The organism is Siphonobacter curvatus (assembly GCF_002943425.1).
Lineage (GTDB): Bacteria > Bacteroidota > Bacteroidia > Cytophagales > Spirosomataceae > Siphonobacter > Siphonobacter curvatus.
On the sequence record NZ_PTRA01000001.1, the window covers coordinates 2,885,105 to 2,900,817 of the forward strand.

A 15,713-nucleotide genomic window follows, 5' to 3' on the forward strand; every position below is an offset into this window, starting at 1 on the left:
TCCCACTTCATGCCTATGAAATCCCGTACGTTTCAACTCGCCAGCCTGACGGCTCTCTCGCTTCTTTCCGCCAGCTTTCTGGTCATTCGTTTCGGACTGCTCCGGAGTGGCTGGTACGTTATGATCAACTGGAACCTGTTTCTGGCCTGGCTTCCGCTGGTGTTTTCACTCTGGTTCGAAAAACTGACGCATCAGCCTTCCCGACTCAAACTCGTGGCCGTAGGGACGCTTTGGCTCCTGTTTTTCCCGAATGCTCCCTACGTCATCACGGATCTGATTCATATTCAGAACACGATGGGCATTCCGGTCTGGCACGACGCGGTGATGATTTTCAGTTATGCTTTTGTAAGCTTGCTCTGCGGATTGCTTTCCTTTCACTGGATGCGAAAAAACCTGTTGCGAATTCTGCCGCGATGGGCGGATTGTCTGATGCTGGCCGCCCTGCCCCTCAGCAGTTTTGGTATCTATCTGGGCCGGGTGAAACGCCTCAACAGCTGGCACCCGTTTACCCACCCGACCTTACTCGTGCGGCAGATTCTGGAAAGTCTGGTCAGCAAACAGGCGATGCTGATGACGCTTGAATTTTCCGTACTCCTTGGAATTTCGTACTTGATGCTTTTAAGTTTGATGGAGAATGAGCGATCCTACTGACCGTTGGTCCATTCGCAAACCTGTACAGCCCAGAGCCATGCCCATTGATATTCCCAAGTTTTTCCGAAGTGTCCGGTACGCCAGCAAAGGGCTACGCGTAATGGTCTATTCGGAAAACAACGCCCGTATTCACTTTCTGGCTACAGCAGTCGTCATCTTTTTGGGCTTTTACCTCAACATTACCAAACGCGATTGGGTCAACCTGGTGCTGTGTATCGTACTGGTCTGGATTACCGAAGCCATTAATACCGCCATCGAGAAGATCGTGGATATGGTGTCGCCCGAATACCGGAAAATTGCTGGAGAAATTAAGGACCTGGCCGCCGGGGCGGTACTGGTAGCTGCCCTCTTTGCCTTGTTTGTCGGCGTGATGACGTTCAAGGAATATCTTCCCTGGAAAGAGTGGATGACCGACTTGGGTATTCCCCTACCGGCGGAAGAAGAGGAAATCTTTTAATGCCTGATTTTCAACCCATCAGCCCACTTGCCGGAGTCAAACCGCAGGTGGGCTGATTCTTTTGTTGCCTGCTCTTGTCAAAGCTGACCATCCTGCTTACATTCGCTTAACCACTTCCAGTGCCACGATGCGACAAAGACTATGACTCGTTTTTTATTCCTCTGCTTCTGGCTCCTGGCGGGCACGCTGGAAGCACAAATGATGCCCTCCAAACGGCTGGAGATTATGCGGGATGAAAAAAAATCGGAAGATTTTGAAGTGTTGCCACTCGGCAAACAGGGCGTACTGATCACTAAAACCGTAGATGATCCCTTTCGGGGCATCGCCCATTTATACCATTTCAGTCGGTACGACTCCACGCTAGCACCTCGCTGGGAAGCGGAATTCAAACTCAAGTACCCCTTCGAAGGCTTACTCTCCTACCACACCGACGAGCAGTTGTACTGGCTCTGCGGCGATCCCCATTCCGAAAAGATTCAAATCTGGAAAATCAACCTGGAAACGGGCGATACGGAAATGATTGATGGTGAAGTACTGGCGATTGATGAAGTTTCCAAGTTTAAAGTATTGGGAAACAAAGCCTTTCTGGCGGGTACCTACAACGATCGTCCGGTAGTAGTGGCGTTTAGTTTTTTTGACAAAAGTTCAAAGGCTCTGCCCGAACTATACGATACTCACCTGTCGATCAATGAACTGGACGTGGACGAACGCAGCAACCAAATCCACGTTTTTAGCCGACTGACCCGTAAAGGCAAATGTCAGCTTCAGTTGCAATCGTACGATTACGAAGGTCGGCTCCTGCATAAAACCATGCTGAGTGACGAGTCCGGCAATAGCCTGATTACTGCCAAGATTGTTCGCCTACAGACCGGAGAATCCCTGTTAGTAGGAAATTATTCGCTGAATTGTTCGGATTATTCGCAGGGACTGTACCTCACCAAACTCAACGGTACTGAGCCGGATGCCATTCGTTACGTACCTTTTCATGAACTACAAAATTTCTTCAACTACCTCAAACCCAGTCGGCAGGAACGGTTGAAAAACCGGATTGCCGAACAGCAGAAACGCGGTAAAGACCCCAAGTTTCACTACCTGCTTCAGATTCATGATCCAGTTCCGACTGATCATGGGTATTTGCTGGTGGCCGAAGCCTATTTCCCGCAGGCGAAAACAACCGCTTCTACGACCCCTTTCGTAGTCAGTCGCCCCCGCCGCAATAGTTACGACTCGTACCGATATACCCACGCGTTGGTATGCGGACTGGATGCCTCGGGTAGCTTCGTCTGGGATAATTCGATGGATTTGAAAGATTTGACGACGGACGTACTCGGACCACAGGTACAACTCAGCTCGGAAGGCGATACCCTGCGGCTTACGTATTCTCACGAAAACAAAGTACGTGCCGTGCAGATTCAGGGCAGCAAAACGCTGGGTAAACCGCAGGAGTACGAATTATTTTCTGAGGAACTCAAGAAGGACATGGACCGTGATACGTACCCTTCACTGGCTTCCTGGTACGGACCGTATTTTCTAAGCTGGGGCTATCGGAAATTTCCGGCTACGGGTCAGCAACCCACCCGTGAGGCTTTTTTCGTGTACAGACTCGAACATCCACGAGTGGTCGAAGAATAGCTTTTCTCGTACCAGAGCCTTTCTTGATGACTTTGGGGGTAAAGACTCCCGTCAGTATAACCGAAAACGGTAAACGGGCTGTATTTTTGTCGGATGAATCTTAAAACTTCACTGCAGGTATTACGAAACGGGGGCTTATTACTGCAACCCACCGACACCGTCTGGGGGCTGAGCGGCGACGCAACCCGTTCGGAAACGGTAGCCTTGCTCCGGGATACTTGTCAGATTCCCACCACCCAGGGATTAATTGTACTTTTATGGGAAACCTCCGTACTGGATCGCTATGTGGTACGCGTACCCGAGCTGGCGTATGACCTCATCGAATACGCCGAAGATCCGCTTACGGTTATCTTTCCCAAGGGAAAAAACGTAGCCGAAAATGTACTGGGCCCCGACGGCAGTCTGGCCATTCGAGTATTAAAGAAATCCCCTATTCTGGATCTGGTACAGGCTTTTGGCCGTCCCTTGGTGTCTACAATAGCTACGGTAGCAGGACAGCCCTCACCCCGTACGCTGGCGGACATTCCCGAAAACATCCGTCAGGCTGTACAGGAAACGATACCTGCCCCGGCAGGCTGGCAACCGACCAAACCTTCCCGCATGGTACGTCTGGGCGTAGGCGGTGAATTTGAATTTATCCGTAAATAGTTTGATTGAATACTGGAATTCCGGAGGATCGCAACGCCCTTCCGGATTCTCAATTACCCGGTTCACATGACTGAACACCTTAAAAATCATCCCGTATTTCCGATTATTGCCCGTTCGGCGGCAGAACTTAACGTTCCTGCCTACGTCATTGGGGGCTACGTACGGGATTTATTACTGAACCGTCCTTCGAAAGATATTGACATTGTTTGCGTAGGTAGCGGTATTGCTCTCGCTGAACAGGTCGCGAAAAACGCCGGTAGCGAACACGTCTCGCTGGCTGTATACAAAAATTTTGGTACCGCCCAGGTCAAGTTCGACGGCTGGGAAGTGGAATTTGTCGGAGCCCGGAAAGAGTCGTATCGTTCCGATTCCCGCAAGCCCGTCGTGGAAGATGGTACGCTGGAAGACGACCAGAATCGGCGGGATTTTACCATCAATGCCCTGGCTCTTTCCCTGAATTCGAACGATTTTGGTGCGTTAATTGATCCTTTTGACGGACAGACGGATTTACGCCGGAAAATCATCCGTACACCTTTGGATCCAGCGATTACCTTTTCGGATGATCCTCTGCGAATGCTGCGTGCCATTCGGTTTGCCACGCAGTTGAACTTCGATATTGACCCGGATACCTTTACGGGCCTGGAGCAGACTGCTCCCCGTATCGAAATCATTTCGCAGGAGCGGATTACTGACGAGCTGAATAAGATTTTACGCACGCCAACGCCTTCCTACGGCTTTAAACTACTGGAAATTGCTGGACTACTAAATCTGATTTTCCCCGATTTTGTGGCGTTGAAAGGAGCCGAGCAAATCGACGGCAAAGGACATAAGGACAATTTTTACCATACGCTCCAGGTACTCGACAACGTGTGCCGAACCAGCGACGATCTGTGGGTTCGCTGGGCGGCTGTACTACACGACATTGCAAAGCCGGCAACGAAACGTTTTCACCCCAAAATCGGCTGGACTTTCCACGGACACGAAGAGATGGGAGCCCGCATGGTACCCACTATTTTCCGGAAATTTCGTTTGCCGCTGGGCGAAGAAATGCGGAAGGTACAGAAGCTCGTTCGTTTGCACCTGCGGCCCATTGCCCTGGCTAAAGACGGAATTACCGATTCGGCCCTTCGCCGGGTGATGGTGGAAGCCGGGGACGATCTCGACGATCTGATGCGGTTATGCCGGGCGGACATTACGTCCAAAGACGGCAATCGGGTGAAACGGTACCTCGCTAATTTTGATAAAGTGGAAGCCCTGATGAAGGAAGTGGAAGAACGGGACCAGCTTCGCCAATTCCAGCCCATCATCACCGGCGAAATGATCATGGACGTATTTGATCTGGGGCCGTCTAAGGAAGTCGGCCAATTAAAAAATACCATTCGAGAGGCTATCCTGGAGGGTACATTACCCAACGACTGGGCTCATGCGTATCCGTTTATGCTCGAAGCCGGAGCTGCTCTGGGCTTTCAACCCGTAAAAGAATTGACGCCCCCGGCTCCTCGGAAAGACCAAGAATCATAAAATATCGTTAATTTATAAATTCCTTTTTTCTCATTCCTGCGGATTTCACGCCTGATTCCGATCCCGAAATTTGTTAGTACGAATGCTTCGTTGGCTAGTCCTTGGTTTACTTTTTGTGGTGCATGTCGGTACGGCTCAAACCCGTACGGATTCACTACGTAAACTAAATAATCTAGCCGCCGAACTCGCCAAACGCGGTCGCTACGACCGGGCCGCTCCCCTGCTTAAAGGAGCGTTGCAGGTCGAAGCAAGGGATACACTTCGCTACAACATGGCTTTGGTCGAACTAGCTCAGGGCCACCCCGACCAGGCGAAACAGTGGCTGACTACATCCCTGCCTTTTGCCAATGTAGGCTTACAGAAAGGGCTCATTGCGGGTCAGCAGGGTCGTTTTTCGGAAGCCCTGACTTATTTCCGAACCACGCCGGCTACGCCCGAAAATTCGGATGCTCTGTTCTACAATCAGGCTATTGCCCTGTGGCGATCTGCTCCGGAAAAAGCGGATGTGTACCCGCACATCGAACGCTACTTGCAACAATCGGTGAGTACCGATCCTAAATCCCGGCTTGCATTAGGCCAGTTGATGGCGGCTCAAAACCGCTGGGATGAAGCTGTACGAAACTTTCAGCAGGCTCGTCAGGATGGAGCTGACACGCAGGTACTCTTACGCCTCGGCCACGCCCATCTGGCCCTAAATCAGCCCGAAGAAGCCCTACAGGTTTTTCAGGAATACCTGGATGCGGGTGGCCGGGAAGGGTATCTGGCTCACCTGGGCATGGCCTATACGCATTACCGGAAGGGCGATTACGCTGCCGCCGGAGCCGCCTTTCAACGGGTATTACGCATCCGCCCCAACTCCGCCGAAGCGGCTACGGGCATGGGCCATATCCTGATTGGCCAGCATCTGGATGGAAAGGCTCTGGCTCAGTATCAGCGGGCTATTAGCTATGATTCAACCTATGCTCCGGGTCGATTGGGACGGGCGATGGCCTATTACCGACTGGGACGCTACGCTGAAGCCTGGAAAGATTTCGCGGCGAGTGCTCACATCATTAATCCGGATAATCCGGACTACGCGGATTTTTACCTCTGCCGGGGCTTTACGCTGATTCGCCTGAAAAAGTACCGTAACGCTCTAACGGAATTTGAAAATGCCCAGAAGTCTAAACCTAACGAAACGGCCGTGTATGCCGGATTGAGTGAAGCCTACCGGGGACTGGGCGATTTTCAACTGGCCCATCGAAACGTGAATGAGGCTTTGAAACGCGAGCCCAATCACGCCGGACTGCTAACCAACCGGGGAAATTTTCAGTTGAATATCGAGCAATTTAATGACGCTTCTGACGATTACAAACGGGCCATTCAGCTCGATCCCGGTAACATCAATGCTCATAACGGCGTAGCCATCACTGACTTGCAACGCGACCGTATTCCCGAAGCGTTGGTACGTTACGATAGTTTACTACTGAAAAATCCCCGACACCCGATGTTGTACAACAACCGGGGGATTACGCAATCGTACCGGGGCCTGCAACTGGAATTTGAAAAGAAAGAAACGGAAGCTCAGGGTTCTTACAAAAAATCGCTGGCTGACTTTCAACGGGCGATGTCCATCGATACGGCGGGGGGCTATTACCGGAATAATATCGGTAACGTGTACCGCATTCTCAACCAGAACGATAAGGCTGTAGCTAATTACAATGGCTATCTGAGCAAAACGGCCATCAATAATCTCGGCGTTTTGTACGCGGGAACCAAGCAGAAACGCTACTCGTATTACTACATCACCACAGCCCTGCAACTCGATTCCACCAATTTTTCTTTCCTTTACAATCGGGCTAAACTCTACCGAAGCGATTATCCGGATTCACTGACTACGCGGGGTAAGTACCTGCGAGCGGAATCGTTTATTTCACCCAACGCCATTGCCCGCAAGTACAGCAAAGACGGCTACATTACCGTTTATTTATTTGATTATCAATACAACACCTACGAGTTTGAAGGGCAACCCCGCTTTCCCATCAAGGCCGACGCGGGTAAACCCCTGGAGTTTCAGACTTTCTTCGATTTTCAGTCCATACCCGAACCGCCGAAACCCGAACCCGTCCCACGGCAGCCGCGTGAATACACGTATCCGAAAGGGAAATCGTTGAAGTCGCCGCGAAAGTCGAAGAATCGGGGGAGTACGGAGTGTCCAGTGTGAGGAGGCGTATTGTTTTGAGTGTAGGCCAGCCGCAGTTTAGATTTTTGAGATTTAAGAATCGGGAGGTTTCAGGCTGTTAACAGTTTTGTATCGGAGAGGTCTGAAAATTCAGGTAAAACTTGCCTTATGCAAAAACTTCTCTTCTTACTGGCGTTTCTGGCCTGGGGTTGTACTCGAAAGCCCCAGGATCTTTCCCTTTTACAGGGCGATTGGGTAACCACCAATGCCCTGGTACGTAACTCGTTAAGTGATCAGCCAATAACGTTTTCGTTCGAAGACTCTCTTTGTTCGTACCTTTTTGCCTCGCTGGGGTATTCGAAGTATAGCCTTCAAAACGATACACTCCTGATCAAAACGGTACACCCTCTCTTGGGTAACCATTTCCATGGAACCAAACAGGAGGCTTCAAACCCTGCTTTCTCCATTCGAAAACTACAGGCCGATCGGCTTCAACTCCAACCCGCCAATGCAGCAACCCAAGCCATTCTTAAGAGATATAATCTTCGGCCAGGACGGGTTTTAAAACTACGGAAACTAACGACCAAGAATCAGATTCGTTTTCGCAAGATTGGGTTTTACAGTACGGGCTGTTTCGGCAGTTGCCCCTGGATGTACCTGGAAATTGATAGTTTGGGGCATTTTCTATTTCATGGAAAAGAGGATACGAATCCGACCGGTCTGCATCGAGGACAGCTCCCATTGCCATTCGTGAGCCTACTTAATAACAAGTTACAGCAGCTCGATTTGCGTACGTTGAAACCGTATTATGCAGCCAATTGGACGGATGATCAGCAATGGGGACTTCGTATTACGTATGCGGATCAATCCACAGAAGTTCATGTGTATGGGTACGATAAAGAGCCACTGGAATTGCGGATTCTTTTTAATCTATTGATGGACTTGTACCACCACCTTGCCTTAACTCCTGATTCAACCGTACTGAAAGCCTTCGAATTTAAGGAGTTTATGAAAGGCAAAATTATTCCTGGGACTTAGCACCCGTTTCGCTGCATTACTTATCGAACTAAATTATGAAGTCCTCTCATTATCGATAAGCCCCGTGGAAAGGTCGTAGTACCCGAGCATCCCCAAGGCAAGATTCCTTCCAGAAGTAACCCTACCTCACCAATTAACAGGACAAGCAAACTACTTTTGCAGGAACGTTGTTAATGCAATGTTGAAACAGGTCTACCCAAAACGGTAAAATCCCTCCTATCATGCAAGTTGAATTAGTTCGCGTTGATGACGCTTTTCATTTTCAGGCTTCCGGCTCTTCGGAGGCTTCGGTATCCATTGATGCTTCTGAGGCCGTGGGCGGTCATAATGCAGGCGTACGGCCGATGGAATTGTTACTGATGGGTCTGGGCGGATGTACGGCCATTGATGTGATTTTGGTGCTGAAAAAGCAACGTTTACAAATTGAGGATTTTCGGGTCAGTGTATCGGGGGAACGGGAGAAAATTGAAGGTACAGAAATGAGTCCGTTCCGGAAAATCAACCTGCATTATCAAATCAAAGGCAACGTACCCCAGGAAAAAGCCGAACGAGCCATTCAGCTTTCCATGGAAAAATACTGCTCAGCCACCGCTCAGTTGTCACCCACGGCTGAGATTACTCATACGCTGACAATCGAAGGCGTAAGTCCTCAGGAAATTCAGGCGGATAGCCTGGCTGAGTAAAGTTTAAGAAGTGTTACCTTTGCCGCCTGAACCCAGACTTCCAGAAGGAGTCAACCGACGTTCAGCACCCAGTATCAATGAAACAATACCAGGATCTACTTCAGCATATTCTTGACCACGGTACCCGAAAAACGGACCGTACGGGCACGGGCACCATTTCCGTATTTGGCTACCAGATGCGATTCAATCTGGCCGAGGGATTTCCCCTGGTTACGACGAAGAAGGTCCATACCAAATCGATCATTCATGAACTTTTGTGGTTTCTGAAGGGCGAAACTAATATTCAATACCTGAAAGAGAACGGCGTGAGTATCTGGGACGAATGGGCCGACGCCGAAGGGAATCTTGGTCCCGTGTACGGCAAGCAGTGGCGGAGCTGGGAAGGCCCCGACGGTCAGGTTATTGACCAGATCACGCAGGCTGTCGATCTGCTCCGCAAATCGCCCGATTCCCGTCGTATTCTGGTTTCAGCCTGGAACCCTGCGGACCTTGGACAGATGGCTTTGCAACCCTGCCATGCTCTGTTCCAGTTTTACGTAGCCGATAACAAACTTTCCTGCCAGTTGTACCAACGCAGTGCGGATGTATTTCTGGGCGTACCATTCAACATTGCCAGCTACGCATTGCTGACGATGATGATTGCTCAGGTGACGAACCTCGAACTCGGCGATTTCATCTGGACGGGTGGCGATACGCACCTGTACCTCAATCACCTCGAACAAGTGGAGCTCCAGTTGAGTCGCGAACCCCGACCCCTACCTACGATGCGACTGAATCCGGACGTGACCGACTTATTTGCTTTCAAATACGAAGATTTCAAGCTGGAAAACTATGACCCCTGGCCAGCCATCAAGGCTCCGGTTGCGGTATAAATCAGGACTACAGCGTTGTGCTAAAGCCACGGGATACGACGTTGTCTCGTGGCTTTTTGTTGGTATACTTGGGGATTTTCTTGGTATGAGATCCAGAACTTGCACCTGTTTTTAGCAAAACCAGGAGTAGTATGGTTAAGATGAACGTATCACGTTGCCCATTACCGTGACAGGACCAGGGGTTGTACCCCTAACTAATTCGATTGAACCCCTTCGGGGTGTTAGGGTTTTAATACGTTAAACTTTTGAAACCCATCCAACTAACTCAACCTCGATCCAACGCCTTTCTCCCCTACCATGACCACCCTTCTCCTCAAACTGATTCTCATGCCCTCGCTGATTGGTGGCGTTACACTGGCCGCCCGTCGCTGGGGGAATGTGGTGGGCGGATGGCTGGGCGGTTTTCCCTGGATTGCGGGCCCTATTTCGATTTTTCTGGCCCTGGAACAGAGTAAAGGTTTTGCGGCTCAGTCAGCGGCGGGTTCTCTTCTCGGCTGCTTTTCAACCTATGCTTTTGCCTGGCTCTACGCGAAAGGGGCGGCACGCTTGCACTGGTTTCCCCTGTTGATGGGCTGCTACGCGATGATTTTTGTTTCGTTGTATCTGGGCCAGTTTTACACGGGCAGTATACACGTTTTATTCGTAGCCTTATTACTGTTCATTGCACTGGTTTATTGGAAGTTTCCGCGGCCTGCTGTTCCAACGCATATTCCACCTCCACCCCGTTTTGATTTGCCTTTGCGAATGCTGGTTGCCACGGTTTTTGTCGCGGGAATTACGCAACTGGCGGCCTGGACGGGCCCGGTCTGGAGTGGGCTGCTTACTCCTTTTCCGATCATGACGACCTGTCTGGCCGTATTTACGCACATCCAGCAGGGCCCCGCCCAATGTGCCCGTATTTTGCGGGGAATGGTCAGCTCCGGCTTTGGTTTTGCAGCTTTTCTGTACGGCGTGGGCTTATTATTGCCACATACGTCTCTATGGGTGGCGTATAGTATAGCCCTACTCTTTTCTTCACTAACCAACCTGTTGACGTTAAAGTTTTTAAAGTAGTCCTCTGGCTCTGACCGCTACTTCTGCGGAAATTGATACGTCTTTGGGAGACAGACTGTTTAGACTCATCGCTGGTACAGGATTTTCGCCGAATGTGTTGAGAGTTCAATAAGAAAAACTCATTTTTGAGTGCGTATCCGTCGGTCCGCCGACTCGCCTGTTTAACCTCAAGCTAAAACATTTCTCTATGCATTCACGTCGCGACTTTCTACAAAAGCTGACAGCTTCGGCCATTACCTTACCTTTTTTGCCCAAGGCTACTTCGCTGGACGAATTTTACAGCAAGCCCTACGATGGTCCGGTCTTACGCGTGGCCATTATGGGTCTGGGTGGTTACGGCACCCGCGTGGCAGAGGCCATGCAATCCAGTAAAATGGCGAAACTGGTAGGTGTTATCAGCGGTACGCCATCGAAGATTAAAGACTGGCAGTCGAAATACAAGATTCCCGAAAAGAACTGTTACAACTACGAGAACTTCGACCAGATCAAGAATAACGCAGACATTGATGCCGTCTATGTCATTACTCCAAACGCCTTGCACCATGATCAGGTCATTCGTGTAGCCAAGGCCGGTAAACACGTGATCTGTGAAAAACCAATGGCTATCAATGCCAAGGAAGGCCAGGAAATGGTAGATGCCTGTAAGAAAGCCAACGTCAAGCTACTGGTAGGTTATCGGATGCACTTCGAGCCCCATACGCTGGAAATCGTGCGAATGCGAAAAGCGGGCGAACTCGGAAAAATCACCTTCTTCCAGGGACTTTCTGGCTTTAAAATCGGCGACCCCAGTCAGTGGCGAATGAACAAACAGCTCGCCGGTGGTGGTTCTATGATGGATATTGGCATCTACGCCATTAACGGTTCCCGCTATATGGTAGGCGAAGAACCCATTTGGGTAACGGCTCAGGAAACGAAAACCGATCCGCAAAAATTCAAGGAAGGCGTTGATGAGACGATTACGTTCCAACTGGGCTTTCCCGGTGGAGCCGTAGCATCCTGTCTGTCGAGCTATAACATTAACAATCTGGATCGTTTCTTCCTGACGGGCGATAATGGTTTTGCTGAATTGTTTCCCGCTACGGGATACGGTCCCATCAAAGGCCGGACGCACAAAGGTGAACTGAATCAACCCATCGTGACGCACCAAACCGTACAGATGGACGAAATGGCGGCGATTATCTTACAGGGCAAACAACCTATTGTACCCGTGGATGGCGAAGAGGGTCTAAAAGATTTGAAGATTATCGACGCGATCTACGCAGCCGTGAAATCGGGAAAGAAGGAGAATCTTAAACTTTAGAAAGTCTGGCGTTTTGTGTTTAGAGTTTTGGGTGTTTCACCACTGTGGTTGGAGTTATTAGTACAAGAGTATAGCCTCCAAACAGTGAAAGGTTGTTAACGAAGCAATGTCCTATAAAAAGAGTCCCAGGCTTGGTATCGCAATCCTACCAAACCTAGGACTTTTTTAACTCTAAACACAAAACCCTAAACGCAACACGTAAACTAAACAAAGAGTCCCGGGTTAGGTATGTTTATGATACCTAACCCGGGACTCTTTTTAACTCTAAACGTAAAAACTCAAAACCCTAAACTCACTTGATTTGACCCACCATGTCCAGCACTGGTTTACCTACGCAACCACTAGGTTCGAGGATGTCGAGCAGGTAGGATACCGTTGCAGCAATGTCGGCTACGTGAGTCGAGGCCCCCGTACGACCGTGCGGGATTTTCCAGCCGTAGAACAGGCAAGGTACGTGTGAATCGTAGTTGTAGAGCGTACCGTGGCCCGTACCCGCTTTGGTGTAGCCATCCTGCCAGCCGGGTTCCGACACCAGCATAAAATCCCCACCCCGACGCGGGTGATAGCCATTCTTTACAAAGTACGCCTGATTGTCGTTCATGGAAACGGCTTCCAGTGAATGCAGGTTGATGAAGTTTGCTACCCCTTTCATTTGCACGATGGAATCACGTAGCATGGGATATACATCTGAATACGTCAGCTTTTTTGCTTTTAGTACGGCCGGGTTCAGGTATAACTGATAGTTGCCGTAGTACTGAATCCAATCGGCTTCACCGTACGCTTTGTTCAATACATCGCGGGCCTTCACCGTCACTTTGTCCAGTGAACCAGCGGCAATGTGGTGTTCGTTCGAGAAGCCCCATACGTCTGCTACGCCGTGATCCGCGGAGAGGAAAACGAGTACATTCTCCTTACCCACCCAGCTGTCGAGAAAGGTTAATAATTCTTCAATATCCTTGTCCAGACGCAGATAGGTATCCTGGGTTTCAATTGAGTTAGGACCAAAACTGTGACCTACGTAATCCGTCGAGGAAAAGCTGACGGCCAAGAAATCCGTAACGCTGCCTTTGCCCAACTTCTCGTTTTTGAGAGCCTCTATAGCAAAGTCTTTCGTAATACTATTGCCAAAAGGCGTTTTCCGGAAGTTCTCGTAGAAGCCCTGGAACGTACCACCTACTTCGTGCGGGAATACGGGTTTCTTTTCGCCCGGAATCGGCTGTTCGTAGGGCATATCATCGGCGGTACTTTCGGTGTATTGCTCGATGGGCAACAGCGTCGTCCAGGGTTTTTCCAGGTATTTGTTGGCCAGTTTTTTCGCATTGAAATCTTTCACCCACTGGGGAACGTCTTTCATATAAAACGTACTGGTGATGAAACTTCCATCGCGGGAATCGAACCAGTAGGCTCCGTCGGCCGTGTGGCCCGCCGGAATGATCGCTCCCCGATCTTTCTGCGAAACGCCAATGACTTTCGATTTAAAGTTGGTCGCGATTTTCAGCTGGTCGGTAATCGTGCTGGCGAGTACATTGCGGGGGGACATCCGACCCGCTGGGGAAGGATTATTACCTGCGGTAACGACCGTGGTATCTTCCGTACAATAGACATCTCGACCCAAGCTACGGTCAAACCAGTCATTGCCCACAATCCCGTGAATAGCTGGAACGGAGCCCGTATAAATAGAGGTATGGCCGGGTGCCGTAATCGTCGGCATGTAATTGTAATGCGTGTACGCACAGTTGAAGCCTTCGCCTAAAAGCCGCTTGAAACCGCCTTTTCCGTATTTTTCTGAATACCGGAACAGAAAGTCATATCGCATCTGATCGACCACAATCCCTACCACCAGCTTGGGACGGTCAGGCATGGTTCGCTGTACGCTTTTCTTGGTTTGTGCCACTAACAACAGAGGACTTAGCAGCAATAGAAAACTAAGTTTGAAAGAATGCATGTGGAAATCGTTTGTAACAAAATTAATAATAAGGCGTTTACTCTTCCCAGTTTTTGCGACTACGTGACGCTTTCCGCTCCGAAGCCAGCCGTTTGGACTGGAGCCTTTCCTGCGTGGAGGCTTTGGTGGGTTTAGTGGCTTTGCGTACGCGAGGTTCGCGAAAAGCTTTTTCCAAAACCGCGTATAACTTCTTGACGGCCTGTTCTTTATTCGTAAGCTGACTACGCGACTGTTGAGCCGTTATAATGAGTTCACCCTGGGTACTGAGCTGAGAGGCCAGACGTTGGAATAACTTCTGTTTTTGCTCATCCGTTAGAATTTGGGAAGTTTGAATATTGAGACGAACTTCCACTTTGCTTTCAACCTTATTTACATTCTGTCCACCCGGTCCGGAGGAACGACTGGTCTGAAATTGGAGTTCAGGGTATAGATCGGGTAACATGGTTTGCGTTTAGCGTTCTGGGTTTAGCGTTGTTGATTCCTTTGGACCCTATCGATATAGCTACACAACATTCCACAAAGGAAGCAATCACTGTGTTAAGGATATACGCTGTGTTAAAATCGAATCGCAGTGGTAAACCACCCAAAACTCCAAACACAAAACCCTAGACCCAAAGGTACACACTGAATTTTGGCAACATTTAGGAAAATCATACATATTGACATGGACGCTTTCTACGCCAGCGTCGAACAGCGGGATAATCCGGAGCTGCGGGGGAAACCGCTGGCGGTGGGGGGTAGCCGTGAACGGGGTGTGGTGGCGGCAGCTAGTTACGAAGCCCGTAAGTACGGCGTTCGCTCGGCAATGGCCTCGGTAACGGCGTTGCGGAAGTGTCCGCACCTTCTTTTTGTCCGGCCGCGATTTGATGTGTACAAGGCGGTTTCGGTTCAAATTCGCGAAATTTTCGCCCGCTATACGCCTATGATTGAACCGCTTTCGCTGGATGAAGCCTACCTCGACGTTACCGAAAACCTGAAAGGGATCGAAACGGCTACGCAAATTGCTCAGGAGATCAAAAACCAGATTCGGGAAGAAACCGGACTGACGGCTTCAGCGGGGGTATCCTTTAACAAATTTCTGGCCAAAATCGCCTCCGACTATAACAAGCCGGATGGTCTTTTCATCATTAAACCCAAACAGGCAGAAGCGTTTGTGGCGGGCTTACACGTCAAGGATTTTCACGGGATTGGTAAGGTTACTGCCGATAAAATGCACAAGATGGGCATTTTTACCGGAGCCGATCTGAAAGCTCAGCCGCTGGAGGTACTGGTGAAACATTTTGGAAAAGTGGGTCGTTGGTATTACCAGATTGCCCGGGGACAGGATGATCGGCTGGTCAACCCCGATCGGATTCGGAAGTCCATCGGAGCGGAAGAAACCTTTTCGACGGATCTGGAAGACGTGGAATTATTGCTGAATGAACTCTGGCCCATTACGGAGGAAGTGTGGCGACGAGCCGAGCGGGCTCAGGCGTACGGCAAAACGGTAACGCTGAAAGTGAAGTTCGGTGATTTTGAACAGATTACTCGCAGTCGAACCAGCCTGCAACCCATTACCGAACAGGCGTTTTACGAACGCATGGTACGGGAGCTGTTCGAGGGGATTTTCCCCCTCCGCATGGGGATTCGGCTTATGGGAGTCACGCTGTCGAACCTGGAGCGGGCAGATGAATGGGATGGGCGGCAGCTGACGTTTCATTTTTGAAGACTTGGGTCGGGTTGAAATTCGGTTCACTCTTTTTAACCCGCTCT

14 protein-coding genes are annotated in these 15,713 nt (G+C 50.0%); 12 read left to right on the plus strand and 2 right to left on the minus strand.

Features of this window, described 5'->3' with window-relative positions; all coding sequences use genetic code 11:
- Positions 1 to 15: 15 nt before the first annotated feature.
- The 11 genes from C5O19_RS12120 (at position 16) to C5O19_RS12170 (ending at position 12,016) form a co-directional block, all read left to right on the plus strand.
- Complete coding sequence (locus C5O19_RS12120; RefSeq protein ID WP_165796009.1) at positions 16 to 651, plus strand: DUF1361 domain-containing protein; 636 nt, start codon at positions 16 to 18, stop codon at positions 649 to 651.
- Positions 635 to 1,108 (plus strand): diacylglycerol kinase family protein, encoded by a 474-nt coding sequence (locus tag C5O19_RS12125; RefSeq protein ID WP_207766403.1) that lies wholly within the window; start codon positions 635 to 637, stop codon positions 1,106 to 1,108. Before C5O19_RS12120 ends, C5O19_RS12125 begins: the two co-directional genes overlap by 17 nt.
- Positions 1,109 to 1,249: 141 nt before the next feature.
- Positions 1,250 to 2,740 (plus strand): hypothetical protein, encoded by a 1,491-nt coding sequence (locus C5O19_RS12130; RefSeq protein WP_104712489.1) that lies wholly within the window; start codon positions 1,250 to 1,252, stop codon positions 2,738 to 2,740.
- A gap of 93 nt (positions 2,741 to 2,833) precedes the next feature.
- The gene (locus C5O19_RS12135) at positions 2,834 to 3,388 is read left to right on the plus strand and encodes an L-threonylcarbamoyladenylate synthase (RefSeq protein WP_104712491.1); all 555 of its coding nucleotides are present in this window, start codon (positions 2,834 to 2,836) and stop codon (positions 3,386 to 3,388) included.
- Positions 3,389 to 3,454: 66 nt separating this feature from the next.
- A complete protein-coding gene (locus C5O19_RS12140; protein ID WP_104712493.1) occupies positions 3,455 to 4,909 on the plus strand; it encodes a CCA tRNA nucleotidyltransferase in 1,455 nt (484 codons plus the stop codon).
- Positions 4,910 to 4,991: 82 nt separating this feature from the next.
- Positions 4,992 to 7,112: a tetratricopeptide repeat protein gene (locus tag C5O19_RS12145; protein ID WP_104712495.1), complete on the plus strand. Its 2,121-nt coding sequence runs from the start codon at positions 4,992 to 4,994 to the stop codon at positions 7,110 to 7,112.
- A 126-nt stretch (positions 7,113 to 7,238) separates the two neighbouring features.
- Positions 7,239 to 8,108: a DUF6438 domain-containing protein gene (locus tag C5O19_RS12150; RefSeq protein WP_104712498.1), complete on the plus strand. Its 870-nt coding sequence runs from the start codon at positions 7,239 to 7,241 to the stop codon at positions 8,106 to 8,108.
- Positions 8,109 to 8,329: 221 nt separating this feature from the next.
- A complete protein-coding gene (locus C5O19_RS12155) occupies positions 8,330 to 8,791 on the plus strand; it encodes an OsmC family protein (protein ID WP_104712500.1) in 462 nt (153 codons plus the stop codon).
- Between the two features lie 77 nt (positions 8,792 to 8,868).
- Positions 8,869 to 9,663, plus strand: a complete 795-nt coding sequence (locus C5O19_RS12160; protein WP_104712502.1) for a thymidylate synthase — start codon at positions 8,869 to 8,871, stop codon at positions 9,661 to 9,663.
- Between the two features lie 297 nt (positions 9,664 to 9,960).
- Entirely contained in the window at positions 9,961 to 10,716 is a 756-nt protein-coding gene (locus tag C5O19_RS12165; protein WP_104712504.1) for a hypothetical protein, read from the plus strand.
- 187 nt (positions 10,717 to 10,903) lie between these two features.
- A complete protein-coding gene (locus C5O19_RS12170) occupies positions 10,904 to 12,016 on the plus strand; it encodes a Gfo/Idh/MocA family protein (protein ID WP_104712506.1) in 1,113 nt (370 codons plus the stop codon).
- Between the two features lie 292 nt (positions 12,017 to 12,308).
- Here C5O19_RS12170 and pafA read toward each other — a convergent pair whose 3' ends face one another.
- Together pafA and arfB are read right to left on the minus strand one after the other, a co-directional pair.
- A complete protein-coding gene (gene pafA, locus C5O19_RS12175; RefSeq protein WP_104712508.1) occupies positions 12,309 to 13,961 on the minus strand; it encodes an alkaline phosphatase PafA in 1,653 nt (550 codons plus the stop codon).
- Between the two features lie 37 nt (positions 13,962 to 13,998).
- Entirely contained in the window at positions 13,999 to 14,403 is a 405-nt protein-coding gene (gene arfB / locus C5O19_RS12180; protein ID WP_094809225.1) for an alternative ribosome rescue aminoacyl-tRNA hydrolase ArfB, read from the minus strand.
- Positions 14,404 to 14,589: 186 nt separating this feature from the next.
- Between arfB and dinB the strand changes: the two genes are divergently transcribed.
- Positions 14,590 to 15,666, plus strand: coding sequence for a DNA polymerase IV (gene dinB, locus C5O19_RS12185; protein WP_262509726.1), 1,077 nt, complete (start codon positions 14,590 to 14,592; stop codon positions 15,664 to 15,666).
- The last annotated feature ends 47 nt before the right edge of the window (positions 15,667 to 15,713 follow it).

What these genes read in the sequence shown, in the direction of transcription:
- C5O19_RS12125 (WP_207766403.1), top strand. Translation starts at nt 635, where the DNA reads ATGAGCGATCCTACTGACCGTTGGTCCATTCGCAAACCTGTACAGCCC.
- C5O19_RS12130 (WP_104712489.1), top strand. Translation starts at nt 1,250, where the DNA reads ATGACTCGTTTTTTATTCCTCTGCTTCTGGCTCCTGGCGGGCACGCTG.
- pafA (WP_104712508.1), bottom strand. Translation starts at nt 13,961, where the DNA reads ATGCATTCTTTCAAACTTAGTTTTCTATTGCTGCTAAGTCCTCTGTTG.
- arfB (WP_094809225.1), bottom strand. Translation starts at nt 14,403, where the DNA reads ATGTTACCCGATCTATACCCTGAACTCCAATTTCAGACCAGTCGTTCC.
- C5O19_RS12160 (WP_104712502.1), top strand. Translation starts at nt 8,869, where the DNA reads ATGAAACAATACCAGGATCTACTTCAGCATATTCTTGACCACGGTACC.
- C5O19_RS12155 (WP_104712500.1), top strand. Translation starts at nt 8,330, where the DNA reads ATGCAAGTTGAATTAGTTCGCGTTGATGACGCTTTTCATTTTCAGGCT.
- C5O19_RS12165 (WP_104712504.1), top strand. Translation starts at nt 9,961, where the DNA reads ATGACCACCCTTCTCCTCAAACTGATTCTCATGCCCTCGCTGATTGGT.
- C5O19_RS12145 (WP_104712495.1), top strand. Translation starts at nt 4,992, where the DNA reads ATGCTTCGTTGGCTAGTCCTTGGTTTACTTTTTGTGGTGCATGTCGGT.
- C5O19_RS12150 (WP_104712498.1), top strand. Translation starts at nt 7,239, where the DNA reads ATGCAAAAACTTCTCTTCTTACTGGCGTTTCTGGCCTGGGGTTGTACT.
- C5O19_RS12140 (WP_104712493.1), top strand. Translation starts at nt 3,455, where the DNA reads ATGACTGAACACCTTAAAAATCATCCCGTATTTCCGATTATTGCCCGT.
- C5O19_RS12120 (WP_165796009.1), top strand. Translation starts at nt 16, where the DNA reads ATGAAATCCCGTACGTTTCAACTCGCCAGCCTGACGGCTCTCTCGCTT.
- C5O19_RS12170 (WP_104712506.1), top strand. Translation starts at nt 10,904, where the DNA reads ATGCATTCACGTCGCGACTTTCTACAAAAGCTGACAGCTTCGGCCATT.
- C5O19_RS12135 (WP_104712491.1), top strand. Translation starts at nt 2,834, where the DNA reads ATGAATCTTAAAACTTCACTGCAGGTATTACGAAACGGGGGCTTATTA.